Annotated in this window: 15 protein-coding genes; 6 read left to right on the top strand and 9 right to left on the bottom strand. The window is 63.5% G+C overall.

Annotated features, from left to right (window positions below):
- Positions 1–32 precede the first annotated feature (32 nt).
- Positions 33–503 (top strand): MarR family winged helix-turn-helix transcriptional regulator, encoded by a 471-nt coding sequence (locus tag C7435_RS11640; protein ID WP_075191369.1) that lies wholly within the window; start codon positions 33–35, stop codon positions 501–503.
- Positions 500–1675 carry a CaiB/BaiF CoA transferase family protein gene (locus tag C7435_RS11635; RefSeq protein ID WP_121211662.1) on the top strand — a complete coding sequence of 392 codons (1176 nt, stop codon included), beginning with the start codon at positions 500–502 and terminating at the stop codon, positions 1673–1675. Before C7435_RS11640 ends, C7435_RS11635 begins: the two co-directional genes overlap by 4 nt.
- 35 nt (positions 1676–1710) lie before the next feature.
- On the opposite strand, the gene C7435_RS11630 is transcribed toward C7435_RS11635, so the two are convergent.
- A complete protein-coding gene (locus C7435_RS11630) occupies positions 1711–3750 on the bottom strand; it encodes a 3-hydroxyacyl-CoA dehydrogenase NAD-binding domain-containing protein (protein WP_121211880.1) in 2040 nt (679 codons plus the stop codon).
- Positions 3751–3976: 226 nt separating this feature from the next.
- On the opposite strand from C7435_RS11630, the gene C7435_RS11625 reads away from it, so the two are divergent.
- Positions 3977–5740 (top strand): class I adenylate-forming enzyme family protein, encoded by a 1764-nt coding sequence (locus C7435_RS11625; RefSeq protein WP_121211660.1) that lies wholly within the window; start codon positions 3977–3979, stop codon positions 5738–5740.
- A 40-nt stretch (positions 5741–5780) separates the two neighbouring features.
- Complete coding sequence (locus C7435_RS11620; RefSeq protein ID WP_121211658.1) at positions 5781–6917, top strand: DUF3089 domain-containing protein; 1137 nt, start codon at positions 5781–5783, stop codon at positions 6915–6917.
- Positions 6918–6997: 80 nt separating this feature from the next.
- Here the strand turns inward: C7435_RS11620 and C7435_RS11615 are convergent, their stop codons facing one another.
- The 3 genes from C7435_RS11615 to C7435_RS11605 all read right to left on the bottom strand — a co-directional run bounded on the left by C7435_RS11615 (position 6998) and on the right by C7435_RS11605 (position 9706).
- Positions 6998–7774 carry a thioesterase family protein gene (locus tag C7435_RS11615; RefSeq protein ID WP_233350764.1) on the bottom strand — a complete coding sequence of 259 codons (777 nt, stop codon included), beginning with the start codon at positions 7772–7774 and terminating at the stop codon, positions 6998–7000.
- Complete coding sequence (locus C7435_RS11610; RefSeq protein WP_407658364.1) at positions 7774–8598, bottom strand: SDR family NAD(P)-dependent oxidoreductase; 825 nt, start codon at positions 8596–8598, stop codon at positions 7774–7776. The genes C7435_RS11615 and C7435_RS11610 overlap by 1 nt, the downstream gene beginning before the upstream one ends.
- A gap of 61 nt (positions 8599–8659) precedes the next feature.
- Complete coding sequence (locus tag C7435_RS11605) at positions 8660–9706, bottom strand: phosphotransferase family protein (RefSeq protein WP_075191374.1); 1047 nt, start codon at positions 9704–9706, stop codon at positions 8660–8662.
- Between the two features lie 263 nt (positions 9707–9969).
- On the opposite strand from C7435_RS11605, the gene C7435_RS11600 reads away from it, so the two are divergent.
- A complete protein-coding gene (locus tag C7435_RS11600; protein WP_075191375.1) occupies positions 9970–11226 on the top strand; it encodes a TetR/AcrR family transcriptional regulator in 1257 nt (418 codons plus the stop codon).
- A 56-nt stretch (positions 11227–11282) separates the two neighbouring features.
- Here the strand turns inward: C7435_RS11600 and C7435_RS11595 are convergent, their stop codons facing one another.
- The 3 genes from C7435_RS11595 to C7435_RS11585 are packed head-to-tail and all read right to left on the bottom strand — an operon-like array spanning position 11283 to position 14139.
- A complete protein-coding gene (locus C7435_RS11595) occupies positions 11283–12614 on the bottom strand; it encodes an APC family permease (RefSeq protein WP_121211653.1) in 1332 nt (443 codons plus the stop codon).
- A gap of 30 nt (positions 12615–12644) precedes the next feature.
- On the bottom strand, positions 12645–13721 hold the full coding sequence (locus C7435_RS11590) for an SRPBCC family protein (RefSeq protein ID WP_121211651.1): 1077 nt from the start codon (positions 13719–13721) through the stop codon (positions 12645–12647).
- A gap of 52 nt (positions 13722–13773) precedes the next feature.
- Entirely contained in the window at positions 13774–14139 is a 366-nt protein-coding gene (locus C7435_RS11585; RefSeq protein WP_121211649.1) for a VOC family protein, read from the bottom strand.
- A gap of 80 nt (positions 14140–14219) precedes the next feature.
- On the opposite strand from C7435_RS11585, the gene soxR reads away from it, so the two are divergent.
- Positions 14220–14696 carry a redox-sensitive transcriptional activator SoxR gene (gene soxR, locus C7435_RS11580; protein ID WP_121211647.1) on the top strand — a complete coding sequence of 159 codons (477 nt, stop codon included), beginning with the start codon at positions 14220–14222 and terminating at the stop codon, positions 14694–14696.
- A 62-nt stretch (positions 14697–14758) separates the two neighbouring features.
- On the opposite strand, the gene C7435_RS11575 is transcribed toward soxR, so the two are convergent.
- Together C7435_RS11575 and C7435_RS11570 are read right to left on the bottom strand one after the other, a co-directional pair.
- On the bottom strand, positions 14759–16966 hold the full coding sequence (locus tag C7435_RS11575) for a M3 family metallopeptidase (protein WP_121211645.1): 2208 nt from the start codon (positions 16964–16966) through the stop codon (positions 14759–14761).
- 99 nt (positions 16967–17065) lie between these two features.
- Complete coding sequence (locus C7435_RS11570; RefSeq protein WP_121211643.1) at positions 17066–18223, bottom strand: carcinine hydrolase/isopenicillin-N N-acyltransferase family protein; 1158 nt, start codon at positions 18221–18223, stop codon at positions 17066–17068.
- Positions 18224–18270: the final 47 nt, after the last annotated feature.

Below are 18270 nucleotides of genomic sequence, written 5' to 3'. Positions count from 1 at the left end.
CATGAGTCGGGCACCCTGAAACGGCGAGCCGAATGAGCGATCACGACGAAATTCTTGTGGCCCTGCGACGGATTACCCGGGCCATCGACCTCCAGTCCAAACGCCTGGTCAAGGCAACCGGCCTTACGGCGCCGCAGCTGGTCGTCATCGACACGCTGCGCAAGCAAGGCAATCTTTCGCCCAGCGCGATTGCCCGCGCTGTGTCACTCAGCCAGGCCACAATCACCTCCATTCTCGACCGCCTGACCCAGGCCGGGCTGGTCGAACGGGTCAAGAGCGACACTGACAAGCGCGTGGTGATGGCGCGCCTGACCGAGACCGGCAGGACCGCCGGTGAAAACGCGCCCGAACTCCTGCAGGCCGGCTTCCTGCGCGCCTTTCGCGAGCTTCAGTCCTGGGAACAGAACATGCTGATTGCCTCGCTACAGCGGATCGCCGAGCTGATGGACGCCGAAAATCTCGACGCTTCGCCCTTCCTCGACACCGGTGAAATCAACGAATGACAGGACCGGCGAACCGCGCGCTGACCGGACTGAAAGTCGTCGAACTGGCCCGCATCCTGGCCGGCCCCTGGGCCGGACAGTCGCTCGCCGATCTCGGCGCTGATGTGATCAAGGTTGAAAGCCCGGCGGGCGATGATACGCGCAGCTGGGGTCCACCCTGGATCGAGCATGAGAGCGGTCGTGCCGCGGCCTATTACCATTCCTGCAATCGCGGCAAGCGCTCGGTCACCGCGGATTTTCGAAATCCCGATGATCTCGACTTCGTGCACGCCCTGATCGCTGATGCCGATGTGGTGATCGAGAATTTCAAGGTCGGCGGACTCGCCAAATTCGGACTCGATTATGCCAGCCTCGCCGCCGACCATCCGCGCCTGGTCTATTGCTCGATCACCGGCTTCGGCCAGACCGGCCCCTACGCCCATCGGGCTGGCTACGACCTAGCAATCCAGGGCATGAGCGGCGTGATGGACATCACCGGCGCGGCCGAAGGTCCACCGCAACGCCTCGGCGTCGCCTTTGCCGACATCTTCACCGGACTCTACGCCACCATCGCGATCCAGGCCGCGTTGGCACAGCGCGAACGGACCGGCCAGGGCCAGCACATCGACATGGCCTTGCTGGATTCAATGGTCGGCGTACTGGGCAATCAGGCGATGAATTATTTCGCGACCGGAACGCCGCCGCGCCGCATCGGCAATGCCCACCCCTCCATCGTGCCCTATCAGGAATTTGCCTGCGCCGATGGCCACATCATCATCGCCTGCGGCAATGACAGCCAGTTCGAGCGCCTCGCTCATGCGCTTGCTCTCGACGAGACCGTGATCGCCGCAAACAGGACCAACGCCCAGAGGGTTGGCAATCGCGCCGAACTGACAGCAAGCCTTTCGACCTGCCTGGGCAAGCTGACGCGAAGCGAAGCGCTTGCGATGCTGGAAGCCAATGGCGTGCCCGGCAGCCCGATCAACACGATCCAGAACGCCTTTGCGGACCCGCAGGTTCACGTGCGGGGACTGGCGATCAGCTCGGACGGGATCCCCGGATTGCGGTCACCGATCCGCATGTCAGGCAGCGACACCGGCGGCACCACGCGCGCCCCCGGCCTGGGAGAACACACAGACGCCGTGAAAGCGGAGCTCCAGGCAAAGGGGTGGAGCGGACCCGGGAAGGGATAGGTCCGCTCCGATCGGCTGGTTGGGGCCGATACGTCCTAACCGTTGAAGCGCTCGCCCTTGGCCGCCTTGTCGGCGAGGTAAGGCGAGACATCATGGCCGAAGGCCTTCAGCCCCTCGACCACCACATCCAGACCGATCGTGTCAGCCCAGAACATCGGACCGCCCGTATAAGCCGGCCAGCCATAGCCATTGATCCACACGGTATCGATGTCGGAGGCGCGCTGCGCCATGCCCTCATCCAGAATTTTCGCGCCCTCATTGATCATCGGGAAGAGCAACCGATTGCGGATGTCTTCGGACGAGAATGACTGCGATGCCTGCCCGGACTTGGCGACGAAGGACGCGATAATCTCCTCGACTTCGGCCGAGGGCGTGCGCTGGCGGTTTTCACCGTAATCGTAAAAACCCTTGCCATTCTTCTGGCCCCGGCGATCGCGCTCGCAGAGGACGTCGCGAATGGTCTCACCCTTGGACGTCTCCCTGTCCCAACCGAGATCGAGCCCGGCCAGATCGGCCATCTGGAACGGCCCCATCGGCAAGCCAAAATCCGTCAACGCATCATCGACCGCCCACGGCGTGATGCCTTGCATCAGCAGGGTATTGGCGGCCTGCTGGCGCGGCGAGAGCATGCGGTTGCCGATGAAGCCATGGCACACACCGGCAACCACGGCGACCTTGCCGATCTTCTTCGACAAGGCCATCGCCGTCTTGAGGACGGCAGGCGCGGTCTCTTCCGCCCGGACGATCTCCATCAGACGCATCACATTGGCTGGCGAAAAGAAGTGCAGGCCGAGCACGTATTCCGGACGCTTGGTCACCGCCGCCATCTCATCGACATTGAGATAGGAGGTGTTCGAGGCCAGAATCGCGCCCTGTTTGACGATGGCGTCGAGCTTGGCGAAGACCTCTTTCTTCACATCCATATTCTCGAACACGGCCTCGATGACCAGATCGCAATCGGCCAGGTCAGTCATCTCCAGCGTCGGCGTCAGGCGCCCCATGCACTGCTCGACCTGTTCGGCGGTGAATTTGCCGCGCGCCGCGGAGCGTTCGTAATTCTTGCGGATGATCGAGACGCCACGATCCAGCGGGGCCTGCTCGCGCTCGAGGATCGTGACCGGGATGCCGGCGGTCAGGAAATTCATCGCGATCCCGCCACCCATTGTGCCGGCGCCCAGAATGCCAACCTTTGAGATCGGGAGGATCGGCGTGTCGGCGGGGATGTCGTCAATCTTGCTGGCGGCACGCTCGGCAAAGAAGACGTGGCGCAGGGCGCGTGACTGGGTCCCTGTGACCAGCTTGCCGAACAGCTCGCGCTCCTTCTTCACACCCTCGACGAAGGGCAGCTCGATGGCGGCGCGGACCGCCTCGATGCAGGCTTCCGGCGCTTCGAACCCTTTCAGGCGACGCAGCTCGGTTTTGCGGAATTCATCAAAAAAGGCGTCGCCCAGGCTGGGATCGATCATGTCGATCCTGGCGCTTGAAACGGGATGGCTGGCTGCCCCGACGATATTGCGGGCAAACTCCACGCCGCTCTCGGCGAGGCCGTCATCGGCGACCAGCTTGTCGACCAGGCCAATGCGCTCGGCGGCAGCGGCCGGGATCGGATCCCCCTTGACCACCATCGGCAGGGCCGCCTCGACACCGACCACGCGCGGCAGGCGCTGGGTGCCGCCGGCACCCGGCAGGATGCCGAGTTTGACTTCCGGCAGGCCGAGTTTCGCCGACGCGACGGCGATACGGTAGTGACAACCCAGCGCAACCTCCAGCCCGCCGCCAAGCGCCGTGCCGTGGATCGCGGCAACGACCGGCTTTGTGCTGGCCTCAATGGTGTCGATCACCTCGGGCAATGAGGGGCCAACGGGCGGCTTGCCGAATTCGGTAATGTCCGCACCGGCAAAGAAAGTGCGCCCCTCGCAAGTGATGACAATCGCCTTGATGGCGTCGTCAGCCGCCGCCTCCGCCATCGCATCAGCAAGACCCTTCCGCACAGCTTGGCCGAGCGCGTTGACCGGCGGATTGTTCGAGGTAACGACGAGAACCTCACCATCCTTGCGCGTACTGATAACCGTCATCACCATCTCCTGATTTTTTGCCCGTGACCGGGCTGTTGTCCGCATCGCTCAACCGGTCCTACCGGGCACTAATCATCTTCGCAATGCCGCATACCCTGAATTCGATATAGTGGACAACCACCAGACGCGCCAGATCGTTATGACGTGGCCTTGTGATAAATATCGTTCGACATTATCGTCACCTCAACAAATATTGCAGCAAACCGATAACAGGATTTTGTTGGGGATGGAAAATCAAGCAGAAGCGACCGAAACGGTCGCGAGCTTGGGCATGCCGGCCGACTGGCCCGCCTGCACGCTAGAGCAGGCGACGGCCCTGCTGTGTGCACCCGGGGCAAAGTTCGAGATGGAGACCGTGACCATCCGCGGCGTCGAAACGCGCGCCTGGAAGAACGCACTCGGCAGCCTGCCGGAATTGGCTGCACACGCCCGCAATCACGGCGGCCGCACCTTCACCATCCACGAGAATGAACGCGTGAGCTATGAAGCCTGGTTCCGCGCCACCCGCGCCCTTGCTGCCGAACTCGCGGCGATGGGCATCGGCCAGGGCGACCGTGTCGGACTGGCCATGCGAAACCTGCCGGAATGGCCGGTCGCCTTTTTCGCCGTCACCAGCCTGGGCGCGATCATCGTACCGCTGAATGCCTGGTGGACCGGTGCGGAACTGGCCTACGGGTTGAAGGATTCCGGCGCCAGAGCGCTGATCTGTGATGCCGAGCGCTGGGATCGGATCGGCCCGGAAACGAACGGTCTGCCGGATCTCAAACATGTCCTGGTCAGTCGCGGCGATGCCGCGCCGGATGCGCCAGCCCGTCGGCTGGAGGACCTGATCGGCACGCCGGACCGTTATTCCGGCCTGCCCGAGGGCGATCTGCCGGATGTCGATATTGCGCCCGACGATCCGGCCACGATTTTCTACACCAGCGGCACGACCGGCAATCCGAAAGGGGCGCTGGGCACACATCGCAATATCCTCACCAACATTCTGTCGTCAGCCTTTTCCGGCGCCCGCACCTGCCTGCGGCGTGGCGAGGCGCCGCCGGCGCCATCGCCCAAAGTCATGCTGACAGTGATCCCACTGTTCCACGTCACCGCCTGCAATGCCGGGCTGATGGGCGCAGTCTTCGCCGGACACACAATGGTCTTCATGCCGAAATGGGACGTGGTGAAGGCCTTCCAGATTATTGAGCGTGAGAAGGTCAACACGACCGGCGGCGTGCCGACAATTGCCTGGCAGCTGATCGAACACCCCGATCGCGACAAGTATGACCTGTCCTCGCTTGAGGCGATCACCTATGGAGGCGCGCCTTCGGCACCGGAACTGGTGCGAAAGATCAAGGATGTCTTCGGCGCCCTGCCCGGCAATGGCTGGGGCATGACCGAGACCTCGGCGACGGTGACCAGCCACTCCTCGGAGGACTATCTCAACCGTCCCGACAGCTGCGGGCCGCCGGTGGCGGTGTCGGACATCCGCGTCATGGCACCTGATGGCAGCCGCGAATTACCGGTCGGCGAGGTTGGAGAGCTGTGGGCGCGCGGGCCGCAGATCGTGGCCGGATACTGGAATAGCCCAGAGGCGACGGCGGAGACCTTTATTGATGGCTGGATCCGGACCGGCGACCTGGCCCGGATCGACGAGGAAGGCTTCTGCTTCATTGTCGACCGCGCCAAGGACATGATCATCCGCGGCGGCGAAAACATCTATTCGAGCGAGGTCGAGAATGCCCTCTACGAACACCCGGCCGTGACCGATGCCGCCCTGGTCGGCATCCCCCACCGCACGCTCGGCGAGGAGCCGGCCGCCGTGGTCCACCTCGCGCCGGGCCTCAGCGCCAGCGAAGACGAGCTCAAATCCTGGGTGCGCGAGCGCCTCGCCATTTTCAAGACGCCGGTGCGCATCCTGTTTTCCGGGGAGACCCTGCCGCGCAATGCCAATGGCAAGATCGTCAAGAGTGAATTGAAGCCCCTGTTCGAGACCGAACAGGCCTGAACCGAACCGGACAACCGGTCATTTCGAGGGGAGAGACGCGATGCTGATCGCAACACTGATGATGGCAGGCACGACCCTGCTGGCCCAACCGCCGACTTACGCACCGCCGGATTATGACGCCGCCGAAAACTGGCTGTGCCGACCCGGCCGGGAGGACGCCTGCACGATCGATCTCGACACCACGATCGTCGAGGCGGACGGATCGATGCATGTCGAGCCATTTGTCGCGGCCGAAGATCCGGGGGTCGACTGTTTCTATGTCTATCCAACGGTCTCCAACGATTTGACGCCAAATTCCGACATGGTCGCCAATGACGAGGAAAACCGCGTGATCGCGGCCCAGTTCGCGCGCTTCGGCGAGGTCTGCCGCACCTATGCGCCGATGTACCGGCAGGTCACGCTGACCGCGCTGCGCTCAATGATGGCCGGCCAGCCGGTCGCCGCCGACGGCGTCACCGCCTATCTCGACGTCCAGACTGCCTTCGCCCACTACATGGAGCACGACAATAACGGTCGCCCCTATGTGCTGATCGGTCACTCCCAGGGCGCGCGCATGTTGGAACAACTGGTCGCCCGTGTCGTCGATGGCGAGGCAATCCAGAACAACATGCTGTCGGCCATGCTGATCGGCTACAATATCGCCGTGCCCCCGGGCCAACCGGTCGGCGGCTCATTCCAGGCCGTTCCGCCCTGTCGCGCGGACGAGGAAACCGGCTGTTTCATCGGCTATGTTTCCTTCCGCAGCGACGCCCCGCCGCCGGAGGCCTCGCGCTTTGGCAAACTGCCGGATCCCGCGGTCGAGGTGGCCTGCACCAATCCCGGCGATCTGGCCGGCAATTCCGACGCCCATCTGGTAGCCTACCTGGCCACGAATGGTGCCTTCACCTCATCTGTGGAAGCCGGACCCTGGGTCGAGGGTGGGGCACCGATCTCGACGGATTTCGTGCGCGTTCCCGGCATGATCACAGGGCAATGCCTGAACAATGAACATGGCAGCTATTATGCCATCACCGTGCATGGCGACCCGTCCGATCCACGCACCGACGACATTGTCGGCGACGTTGTGGCCAATGGCGTCATCCTGGCTGATTGGGGCCTGCACCTGCTCGATGTCGGTATCGCGCAAGGCGATCTGATCGACCTGGTCAGCAGCCAGGCGGCCGCACACGGTCGATAGGACAAACCATACCGCCCCGGGGCCGGGGCGACGGACGGGAACAGGGCGGACCAAGCGGTTCGCCCTGTTTTCATCACAGATCAGACAAAGATTGCGACGCTCTGCATGCCGGTGATGACCGGCTCGCGGTCGGCATTCCAGAGCAGCATGAGCTGGCTGGACGAGCCATGGCGGGCAAGGTCGGCGGTGGAACGACTGAGCCACCAGCCATCCGTGGTCACCGGTTCGGCGGTCAAGAGATTGATCTGCCAGGTCATCGAGCTGATCGGACCCGGCTTTTCGAATAGGGCCATGGCGGCCGGCGGCAAGGCGTCACCGATCGCCATCAGCTCGACCATCGGATGCAGGCCGTCACGCTCCCTCAGACGCACCCAGCGCATGAAGTCCGGCGTGTGGCGCTCATCGATCGCCAGGCCATGGCGGTATTCCAGATGACCGGTGAAGAATTTCGGATCCGGATTGGCCATGGCCGGGGCGGCGTCAGCAAAATCGGGGACTTCCGGCCGCGCGTCTTCAGCATAGTCGATACTCGACTCCAGACCGATCATGAAGACAAACAGCGCCTTCAGTCCCAGCTTGCCATCACCATAGACATTGGCCTCGATGAAGGCTGCCGTCCGGCCGCGACGCAGAAGTTCGGTCTTCACCACAACTTCACCGGCCAACGGCCCGACAAAGGCGATCTGCGCCGAGCGCAGCGGCGGCAGATCCGGTTGCGACCGCAGCGTCGCATCCAGCGCGATCGCCGCCGTCAGCCCGCCATAGGCGGTCCGGCCCTGCATCCAGGTGTCCGGTAACTGCGCGGTGAGCGTGTTGTCGGAGACTTGGGCGGCATCGAGGATTTGCGGCAGCGACATCAGTCATCCTTGAATTTGTCGAGGGCGGCGCGGGCGGCGAGCTGGGTCGACGGCGCCACCGGGTGGGAGGTCGACAATCCGCCATCAACCGCGATCGCCTGTCCATTGACATAGCTGGATGCCGGCGATGCGAGAAAGAGGGCCATTGCCGCAATCTCATCGGGCTGGCCGCCTCGCTGGAGCGGGTTGAGCTGACCGATCCGGTCGCCTTTGCCAGCCGCGCGGGCATGGTCGAAAAGGGGCTGCGTCATCCCGGTCTCGGTCAAGCCAGGGCAAATCCCATTGACCCGGATTCCGGTACCGACCAAGCTTTGGCAGGCGTGCTGGACCAGATTGATTACACCCGCCTTCGAGGCTGAATAGGCCACCGGCCCGGCGCCATAGCGCAGCCCGGCGACCGAGGCGGTGCAGATGATCGAGCCGCCACCCGATTTCATCAAGGCCGGGGCGGCGTGCTTGATGGCCAGGAAGGGTCCGATCAGGTTGACGCGCAACACCTCGGCAAAGGTGTCGGCCGTGGTGTCGAGAAAGTCGGGAAGACCGCCCGTGATGCCGGCATTGGCATAGACCACGTCCAGACGACCGAATGTCTCCACCGCCATTGCAACGGCACCGATCACATCAGGCTCGGACCCGGCATCCATTTCCAGCGCTTTCGCTTCACCGCCGGCGGCCTCAATGGCGGCAACCGTGGCCGCCACATCCGGCGAGCGGTCACAGGCCAGGATTTTGGCGCCGGCCTCGGCAAACAAGAGGGCCGAAGCACGACCGATACCGGATGCGGCCCCGGTGATAATGGCGACCTTGCCCGCCAGGCTGAACATGGACATGTGACTTTCCCCGATCGTGTGTCGTTACGGATTTGACGCCGGCAGCAGGCCCGGCTCAGGCACCAGCACGGCGGGCGAAATCCCAGGCACTGACTGCCAACGGCACCAGGCGCGCGACGGTCGCCTCGGCCTTGTCGCTGGAGGCATTGCCGTCGATGATCCGCTTCTTGATGCCCTGGACGATGCCGACCAAGCGGAACAGGTTATAGGCGAAATACCAGTCCATCGCCGGCACGCTGTCGCGCCCGGTGAGATCGCAATAAAGCGCCACGGTCTCATCCAGGGTCGGAATGCCGGAGGCCTGGAAATCGATCCCGTCGAGCCCGGCCCCGCCTGCCTCCGCCGGCATCGCCCACTGCATGGCGTAGTAGGTGAAGTCAGCCAGCGGATCGCCGAGCGTTGAAAGTTCCCAGTCGAGGACCGCCTTGATGCGGGTTCCCTCCGGTTCGAACAGGGCATTATCGATGCGGTAGTCGCCATGGATGATCGAGGTGCGGGTCTGTTCCGGCACGGTGCGCGGCAGATAGTCGATCAGCCCTTCCACCTCGGGGATGTCGTCGGTCTGAGAGGCCCGGTACTGCTTGGTCCAGCGACCGACTTGGCGTTCGAAATAATTGCCCGGCCGACCATAATCGCCCAAACCCGCCGCCACCGGGTCGATATTGTGAAGATCGGCCAGCGCGGTGGTCAGCCCGCGATACATCTCCCCGCGGGCCTGCGGTGTTTCATTGGGCAGCGAGCCATCGGCAAGCGAGCGCCCATCGACCAATTCCATCACATAGAAGATCGACCCGATCACCGTGTCGTCCTCACACAGGGCAACCGGCCGGGCAACCGGGAAGCCGGTCGGGTGAAGGGCGGCGATCAGGCGATGCTCGCGATCAACCGCGTGCGCCGATGGCAGGGTCGGACCGAACGGTTTCCGGCGCAACACATAGGACCGGTCGCCCGCATCAAGACGATAGGTCGGGTTGGACTGGCCGCCGGGAAACTTGGCGAGCCGAACCGGCCCCGCGAAGCCGTCGATCCGGCCAGCCAGCCAAGTCTCAAGGCGTTGCAAATCCATCTCGTCGCGCGGCGGCGTCGCTGTCGCTGCAGTCATGGTCTGTCCCGATTGTGATAATCCGTGCGCGCGATCTCGCGCTGCAGCAAAGTTAGACCATACCGTTTCCTCGGTAAATGGTTAGAATGCGGCGACGCAAGTTGGCAGATGACGCATGAAGTCGTTTTTTCATAACCACTTCATAAAGCTCACCCGGACTGGAGAAATCCATACCGATTTTGCTATCGTGCCAGAAGGGAGATCAAGGCAGCGCGCGCGCCCGATCGCGTGACGATATCAACAAACTCTGCTAAGCGAATGATATGAATGCGACTCCGAAAACCATCGACTCGGCGAAGACCCGCCGCTTCCACCAGAAGCGCGAGCTGATCCTCGACGCCGCCGCCACGCTGATCAACCGGCATGGCGTGCGCGGCATGACATTTGTTGACGTCGCCCAGCTGGTTCAACTCAACACAACCAGCATCACCTATTATTTCAAACGCAAGGAATTGCTGGCGGCCGCCGTGCTCGAACGCGCGCTTGAACGCATCGAAGCCCTGGTCGCGGAAGCCGCCGCCGAGCCGACGCCGCAAGCGCGGGTCGAGCGGTATGTCCGTCTCAATTTCGACCTGCAGGCCCGCATCAATGCCGAGATCGAGCGGCCGATTGCGGTGATCTCCGACATCCGCGCCCTCAACGAGCCCTTCGGCAGCGAATTGACCGCGCGCTATGTGCAGGTCTTCCGCAAGCTGCGGACGTTTTTCGACGCGCCCAGGACTCCGGAAGAGAAAATCCTCGGGACGATCCGCGCCCATGTCCTGGTCCAGAACATGTTCTGGCTGCCAGCCTGGCTGTCGCAGTATTCCACCGGCGATTATGACCGCGTCATCCACCGCATGGTCGAGATCTTCGAGCATGGCATCGCTCGTGACGGTGCCAAGTGGGCGCCCGAACTCCTGCCAATCGATGAGTCGGAGCTGAAGGTCGGGATCGAGGGCATGCCGGGCAATTTCGCCCGCGCCGCCACCTTCCTGATCAATGAGCGCGGCTATCGCGGCGCCTCGGTCGAACAGATTGCCTCGGAACTCAATGTCACCAAGGGCAGTTTCTACCACCATCTGGAGGCCAAGGACGAGCTGGTGCTGGAATGCTTCCGCCGCTCCTATGGCCGCGTGTCGCTGGTCCAGCGCGCCGCCACCAAGGCTGGCGGAAATCAGTGGCAGCAATTGTCCTCCTCCATCGCGACACTGCTCAATGTGCAGCTATTCAGTGAATTCCCGCTGCTGCGAACGACTGCCTTGCAGGCCCTGCCGAATGATTTGCGCAATGATGTGCTCGACCGTTCCAACCGGATGGCGCGCCGCTTCGCCGGCATGATGATCGACGGCATCACCGAAGGCTCGGTCCGGCCTGTCGACCCGCTGGTCGCCAGCCAGGCGATCATGGGCGCCCTCAACTCGGCCTATGACCTGCGCGACTGGGTCCGGGGTGTCGATCCCGATACCGCCTTCGCCTATTACGCCTCGACGCTGGCCTATGGTCTGTTTTCGGCGCCGCCCAAGCCGTTCACTGGCTGACGGCAACGGGCCTCATCGTTCCCAATGCCGCCCGGCGGCTGCCCTGGCCCGTCAAGTCAGGGGACGCCTGCCTCGCGCCTTGGCTTGCCCAGCCAGTAGGCCGGCAAGCCAGCCAGGATCAGAACACCACCCCAGGCGAGCACTTCGAGACCGGAACCCAGGACGGCGAAGGCCGCATAGGCGCCAGCGGCGAGGGCGATGATGGCCCAGCCTCTGGCGGATCGCCATGAATGGCGTAGCTCGGCCACCGCGCTGACCAGCAGCGGCAGCAGGAGGCAGACCGTGCTCATCATCGCCAGGAAGGTGAAGGTGCCTACCAGGCCGCGCGAGTAATTGGCGACCAGCAGGATCGAACCCAGCCCCAGCGACAGGAGGAGGGAGAGTTGTGGCGCGCCGCCCTTGTTGCGTCGACCCAGGGCAGCGGGTGCCAGCCGGTCCAGCGCCAGAGCCATCGGCATCTGGCCGGACAGGAAAATGATGCCGTTGAGCGCCCCGGCCGTGGACACCATCGCCCCGATGGCAATCAGGCCGGGGCCCCAGCTACCCAGGACACGGGCCGCATCGGAGAAGGGCGAGGTGGAGCTGGCCAGGTCGGCAGCCGGCACAACCAGCATGACCGCAGCGGTCGCGGCGATGTAGATGAGGGCGACCGTGATTGTGCCGACCACCGTCGCGCGCGGAACGGTGCGGGCGGCATCGCGGACATCACCGGCCGGCACGGTTCCCGCTTCGAGGCCGGCAAAGGCCCACATGGTCAAGAGCGCGGTCGCGGCCAGCACCGGGAAGAAACCGCCACCGGACGGATTGATCTCGGGCAGGTTGGCGACATCGCCGGTGAAGAAACCGACGCCGATCACCACGAAGATCGGCACCAGTTTCAGGATCGTGGTCAATAATTGCACGATGCTGGCATCGCGGATGCCGTGCAGCGAGATCAGGCCCAACCCCCAGATCAGCGCCAGCCCGCAACCCATCTGGGCCATCGGCGAAGCGCTCAGGGCCGGGATGAAGACAGTCAGATAGCCGACAAAGGCAATCGCGACAGCGGGGATGGAAATCCAGTAGGAGGCCCAATAACCCCAGGCGACGAGAAAGCCGGTGAGGTCGCCGAAAGCGTCATGGGCAAAGGCGATCGGACCACCCGTCCGGGTGGTGCGATGGGCGAGCCGGCCCAGCACCAGCGCCAGCAGGATCGAGCCGCCGGCCGTCACCAGCCAGCCGGAAAACCCCATCAAGCCGTAGGGGGCGAGGACGGCGGGCAGCATGAAAATGCCGGATCCGATCATGATCCCCACCACCAGGGACCAGCAGCCCCAAAAGCCGATCGTCTTGTGCGCCGGCTTGGCGAGCGATGCAGCGTCCTGCGCTGCCGTCTTGTGGTCTGTCATGGTCGTCTGTCCCCCCGGACGCAGAACCCGTCAGCCACAAGCGGCGTAGGCATCCCGTAGCAGATTGTGCCAATGCCAGACGCCGGCCTCCTGGTCGGGCGAGAGCCGACCGGGCTGGTAGGCGCCGGAGGCGAGGCCTTTCTGGACGTGTTCGCAGATCATGCGATCCTCGTCCTGGACGCTGTCGGAAAAAGCATCATCGGCCTCGGCCCGGCCGGCTTCGCCGTCGGCATAATAGAAATCAAACTCGACCCGGCAGGCATCCGGCCCGTTGGCCACCACGCGATTGGTTTGCATGCGGCCCGGCAGGATGTTGAGCATGGTATTGGGATAAATGAAGAAATAGAGCGCCTCACCGGCCGCATAGGCCTCGGTCTCGGCGTCGACCGGCGAGCGTTGCAGGGACCAGAAGCGCGCCAGCTCGGTCTTGTAGTCGGGATAAGAAACGACCTGGGTCAGGTCGGGATGGACGAAGGGCAGGTGATAGCCTTCGAGATAATTGTCGACATAGACCTTCCAGTTGCAGGCCACGTCATAAATCCGGCTGTGATGGTGGTTGAGCCCGTCCAGCGCGCCGGTCGGCACAATATCGTCGATCCCGGCCATGATGTCGGCAAAACCCGGCCCGAGGCGCGTGCGGGCGAAAACCAGTCCGTTCCAGACTTCAGTCTCGATGCGCTCCAGCGCGATGTCCCGATGATCAAACCCGTCGGCGGCCTGCATCTCCGGCGCCGTGCGTAGGTGTCCATCGAGGTCATAGGCCCAGCCGTGATAGGCGCAGCGCAGACGCTTGGCGCCCTCGCCATCGCACAGGGCGAGCGGTCCGGCGCGGTGGCGACAGATGTTCAAAAACCCGTTGAGCCGGCCCTCGCCATTGCGCACCAGCAGGATCGGCACGCCGCCGATCTCGCGCACGATATGATCCCCGGGTTCGGACAGCGCACTGGCCGGCGCCACGACCTGCCAGCCGCGCGACAGGATTTCGCGCTGATCAAGGGCCAGCGCTTCCGCCCCGACATAGCGCGTCGGGTCGAGCGCCCGGGCCGCGGCCAAGGGGCGTTTCGGATCCGTTCTGTCAGTGGAAGGCGGGGCGTAAAGATCGTCCATGCCGGGACGCTAACGGCAACGGCCCCGCCTGCCAATGAAATCCGTCGCCGGATCAGGCGTAGCTGATCACTTCGAACTCGATCCCGTCCGGATCGTCAAAATAGAAACGCCGGCCCGGTTCATAGTCGGCATGGGAGTGGGTGTGGATGCCACTGGCCTTGATCCGCGCCTCGGCGGCGTCGAGATCATCGACCAGAACGCCAATATGGTTGAGCCGCCCGGTCGGCATATCGGTCGGCTCGGGATAGGCGTAGACGGCGACATAACTGGCCTCGCCGCCAACATGGTAGGCGGTACCACCATTCTTGGCCGGGCCATGCCAGCGCACCTGCCAGCCAAACCATTCGGTCAGGCGGCGGGCGGTGGCTTGAGGGTCGGTGACCGTCACATTGACGTGTTCGAGCATCGCATCTGTCATGAAAATCTCCTGTACCGCGACCGGCTTGGCCGCTTGAACAGGCTGTGAGATAGTTGCTCAACCTAAGTTGAGGTCAAGCTTTGCATTCGGAAAAAGTCACATCCCCCACGGCCGCAGATCCCCTGTCCATCGGGCAGCTGGCCGAACGCACCGGTGTTGCCGTGTCGGCCATCCGTTTTTATGAGGACAAGGGGCTGGTCCAGCCGACCCGCAATACGGGCGGACAACGCCGTTTCAAGCGCGCCGATGTCCGGCGCATTTCCTTCATCCTGATCGCCCAGAAACTGGGGCTGTCCATTCGCGAGATCGGCGATGCGCTGACCTCCCTGCCCGACCGGCGCACGCCAACCCAATCCGATTGGGCGCGAATCAGTGCCAGCCTCAAGGATCGCCTCGACCAGCAGATTGATGCGCTGACGCAAATGCGTGGACGGCTGGACAGTTGTATCGGCTGCGGCTGCCTCTCCCTGAAAGCCTGCCAGCTCTACAATCCCCGCGACCGCCTCGCCGGCCTGGGCGCCGGCCCGCATTTCGGGGTGACCGACCCGCCAGACTGATCACCCATGAAAAAGGCCGGCGGATTGCCCCGCCGGCCCTGTTCATCAGGATGACCTGTCGCCTATTCGGTGACCGGGAAACCGCGATCACGCATCAGGGCTGACACGTCGGCATCGCGGCCGCGGAAGAGGCGATAAGCCTCGGCCGGATCCATCGAATTGCGCGGGGCGAAGAGATATTCGACCAGGCGGGCCGAAACCTCCGGATCATAGAAACCACCCGGTGCTTCCTGGAAGGCTTCGGCAGCGTCGGCGGTGAGGACATCCGCCCACATGTATCCGTAATAGCCGGCCGAATAGCCTTCGCCCGAGAAGATATGCCCGAAATGCGGCGAACGGTGACGCATCACGATCTCATCCGGCATGCCGAGACGCGCCAGGGTCTCCCGCTCAAACGTGTCCGGATCGCTCATCTCGGCCGGGTCGGTGGTGTGATAGACCATGTCCATCAGGGCCGAGGCGAGATACTCGCCGGTCGAGAAACCCTGGTTGAAATTGGCCGCCGCACGGATGCGCTCGATCAGGGCTTGCGGCATCGGCTCGCCGGTTTCGACATGGGTCAGGTAGTTGTTGACCACCGGATCGGTGAGCACCCAACGCTCGAGCAATTGCGACTGGAATTCAGTGTAGTCGCGCACGCCGCCATTCAGGGTCGGATAATCGACATTGGAGGACAGGTAATGAAGCGCATGACCGAATTCGTGGAAGAAGGTCGTCGCATCGTCGAAGGAGACGAGCACCGGCTCGCCCGGGGCGCCCTCAACAAAGTTCGAGTTATTGGTGGCCAGCACATTGGTCTGGCCATCAATCGTGGTGTGTGAGCGGAAGGAATTGGCCCAGGCGCCGGACCGCTTGCCCTGACGGGCGAAGGGATCGAGATACCACAGGCCGACATTGGCGCCGGTGTCGCGATTGGTGACTTCCCACACGCGCACGGATGGGTGCCAGACCGACACCTCGCCCTCCGGCAGTTCACGGAAGGCAAAGCCGAACAGTTCGCCAGCGACGTAGAACATGCCTTCGCGCAGATTATCGAGCTGCAGGTATTGCTTCACCTCTTCACTGTCGAGGTCGTAGCGGGCCGAGCGGACCTGCTCGGCATAATAGCGATAGTCCCAGGGCTGGATGGTGATGTCATCGCCATTGGCATCGGCGAGCGCCTGCATGTCGGCGACTTCTTCCTCGATGCGCGCGACGGCGGCTGTCCATACGCCTTCCATCAACTCCATGGCCCGCTCGGGCGTGCCGGCCATGCGGTTCTCCAGACGCCAGGAGGCGTAATTGTCATAGCCCAAAAGGCCGACACGCTCGTCGCGCAGCTGCAGGATCTCGGTGATGATGGCGTTATTGTCGAACTCGCCGCCATTGTCGCCACGCGAATAATAATTGGTCCACACCTGCTCGCGCAGATCGCGTTCGTCGGAAAAGGTCAGGAAAGGATCCATCGAGGAGCGGGTGTTGGTGATGGCGTATTCGCCCTCACGCCCGCGCGTGGCAGCGGCGGCAGCTGACGCGGCCACGAAGTCGGCCGGAAGGCCGGAAAGCTGATCCGCCGTCAGATAGGTGACGTAATCGCCCTCATCATTGAGCACGTTATTGGCAAAATCAGTGTGCAGCTCGGCCAGACGGGCATTGATCGCGGCATAACGTTCGGCGGCTTCGCCTTCCAGCGTTGCGCCATTGCGGGCGAACCCGTCATAGGTCAGCACCACGACGCGCTGTTGCTCCGGCGTCAACGTCTGCATCTCGGCGCCATCATGGACCGCACGGACCCGGGCAAAAAGCGCTTCATTCTGGGTGATCTGCGAGCTGAAGGCCGACAGTTCGGAGGACATTTCACGCTGGATATCGCGGAATTCCGGCGACGACATGTTCGACGACCAGATGCCCCAATAGGAGAAGACCCGGCCCAGCGGCGCACCGGCCCGCTCGAGTTCGAGGATCGTATTTTCGAAATTCGCCGGCTCGGGATTGGCGACGATGGCATCGATCTCGGCCAGGTTAAGCGCCATGCCTTCACGCAGCGCGTCGCGCAGATCGTCGAGGCTGGCATTGTCGAAGTCCGGCGTGCCGCCATAGGGGCCGGTCCATTCCGCCAGAAGCGGGTTGTCGAAACTCGCGACTTCAGCGGCTTCGGTCTCGTTCGTCTCGGTCATTGCCGCCTCGGTCATCGCGCTGGTCTCATCCGTCTCGACGGTCTCGTCAGCGGGCGTGCAGGCGGCGGCAAAAAGTGCGGCCGTGCTCGCGGTGATCATCATTAGTTTGCGCATGTGAAATGCTCCCCGAAAAATTATTGCCGCACACTAACGGTCCGCGGGCCGTTGCAAAAATGAAGATTTCACCATCTGCACCCTGAAACGATCCGCCCATCAGTCGGCAGCAACAGTTGGCGCATCGGGCTCGCGCCCCCCGACCGCAAGATCATGCTCGTCCCAAGCCGCGACCAAGGTCTCGGCAATATCGGCCCGGCCGGCTTCGAGGGCGGTCAGGATATGAGTCTCGGCGGCGGCGATCCGGTTGCGCATTTGCTCGCGAGCCGCCGGATCACGCGCCAGAGCGTCGTGCCGGGCCGCGCCCTGGGCCCACAGGGCGGGGTCGAGCAGACTGGCGGACGCGTCGAAAGTGATCGGCCGGAAGAGCGAGATGCATGGCGTCTTGGTTGCGGTGATCGCGATCGCCGGTGGCGCATCGGGCGCAAGGCGAGCAAGCATCGCGTTGACAGCATGATCCTGACGAAGAAACCCACCATGATGCTGACAAAGATCCCGCTTGGACCCCGGGGTGAAACCATCACCGCGATCATGATGCCGCAGGATTGCAGCAAGCCCCTGAAAGCCGGGCGTTTCCAACCCCTCGAGCCGGGTCAGTGCGGCCGCCCGGCGCGCGGTTGCCCGCCCGAAATGCCGCCGCAGCCAGGCTTCATCATCGGCACCAAAACCGTCAGTGGGTGCACCCTCTGATGCCATGGTCACCGGGCCTTCCAGTGAATAGGCATTCGAGATCGCGGCATGATTTCGGACCCGGTCCAAGCGCCACTCGCGCCCGCATGTCTCCAGAACCAGTATCTCGGCGGCGTCGGCGATCAGGAAATTGCTGTCATGACGATGACCCCGGCCGCGCCAGCCGGCAGGCCCGCCTTGTCCATGTGTTTCAAGCAGATGGATGATGATCGCGGCGGCCTCATGCGCCGAACTGCTGCGTTCCAACCCGAGCCGGACCAGATCCATCCCGAGAAGCGCCGCCCCCTTTTTCATCACCCGCCGCGAGTGCACCGCCTTGTGGCTGACCACGACGCCGGCCGCATTGACACCCATTTCCGCGCCCCATACGCCATCCGGGCGGGACAGGGTGACCGCTTGACGGTCTGCAACTTGGTCGATCCCGATATGAGTACAGGCGAGACGTTCGGTGGTGTCACCGGTCACCGCCTCATGCCGCTCGACGTGCTGGACCTCGCCGGGATGGCGCACCGAATTGCTGGCAAACCAGACCGCACCGCCGCCGCGAATGGCGAGCATGTCACCCATCCGCCAGCCTCGCGGCCATCACACCATGTTCCTGTTTCGCCATGCCG

This window comes from Maricaulis maris (genome assembly GCF_003634045.1).
GTDB classification, from domain to species: domain Bacteria; phylum Pseudomonadota; class Alphaproteobacteria; order Caulobacterales; family Maricaulaceae; genus Maricaulis; species Maricaulis maris.
The sequence above is the reverse complement of the archived record's forward strand: the minus strand, read 5'-3'. Positions and strand labels throughout refer to the sequence as shown.

Coding starts and splice junctions, on each gene's coding strand:
- C7435_RS11640 (WP_075191369.1), top strand. CDS start 33: ATGAGCGATCACGACGAAATTCTTGTGGCCCTGCGACGGATTACCCGG.
- C7435_RS11635 (WP_121211662.1), top strand. CDS start 500: ATGACAGGACCGGCGAACCGCGCGCTGACCGGACTGAAAGTCGTCGAA.
- C7435_RS11630 (WP_121211880.1), bottom strand. CDS start 3,750: ATGACGGTTATCAGTACGCGCAAGGATGGTGAGGTTCTCGTCGTTACC.
- C7435_RS11625 (WP_121211660.1), top strand. CDS start 3,977: ATGGAAAATCAAGCAGAAGCGACCGAAACGGTCGCGAGCTTGGGCATG.
- C7435_RS11620 (WP_121211658.1), top strand. CDS start 5,781: ATGCTGATCGCAACACTGATGATGGCAGGCACGACCCTGCTGGCCCAA.
- C7435_RS11615 (WP_233350764.1), bottom strand. CDS start 7,774: ATGTCGCTGCCGCAAATCCTCGATGCCGCCCAAGTCTCCGACAACACG.
- C7435_RS11610 (WP_407658364.1), bottom strand. CDS start 8,598: ATGTTCAGCCTGGCGGGCAAGGTCGCCATTATCACCGGGGCCGCATCC.
- C7435_RS11605 (WP_075191374.1), bottom strand. CDS start 9,706: ATGACTGCAGCGACAGCGACGCCGCCGCGCGACGAGATGGATTTGCAA.
- C7435_RS11600 (WP_075191375.1), top strand. CDS start 9,970: ATGAATGCGACTCCGAAAACCATCGACTCGGCGAAGACCCGCCGCTTC.
- C7435_RS11595 (WP_121211653.1), bottom strand. CDS start 12,614: ATGACAGACCACAAGACGGCAGCGCAGGACGCTGCATCGCTCGCCAAG.
- C7435_RS11590 (WP_121211651.1), bottom strand. CDS start 13,721: ATGGACGATCTTTACGCCCCGCCTTCCACTGACAGAACGGATCCGAAA.
- C7435_RS11585 (WP_121211649.1), bottom strand. CDS start 14,139: ATGACAGATGCGATGCTCGAACACGTCAATGTGACGGTCACCGACCCT.
- C7435_RS11575 (WP_121211645.1), bottom strand. CDS start 16,966: ATGCGCAAACTAATGATGATCACCGCGAGCACGGCCGCACTTTTTGCC.
- C7435_RS11570 (WP_121211643.1), bottom strand. CDS start 18,223: ATGGGTGACATGCTCGCCATTCGCGGCGGCGGTGCGGTCTGGTTTGCC.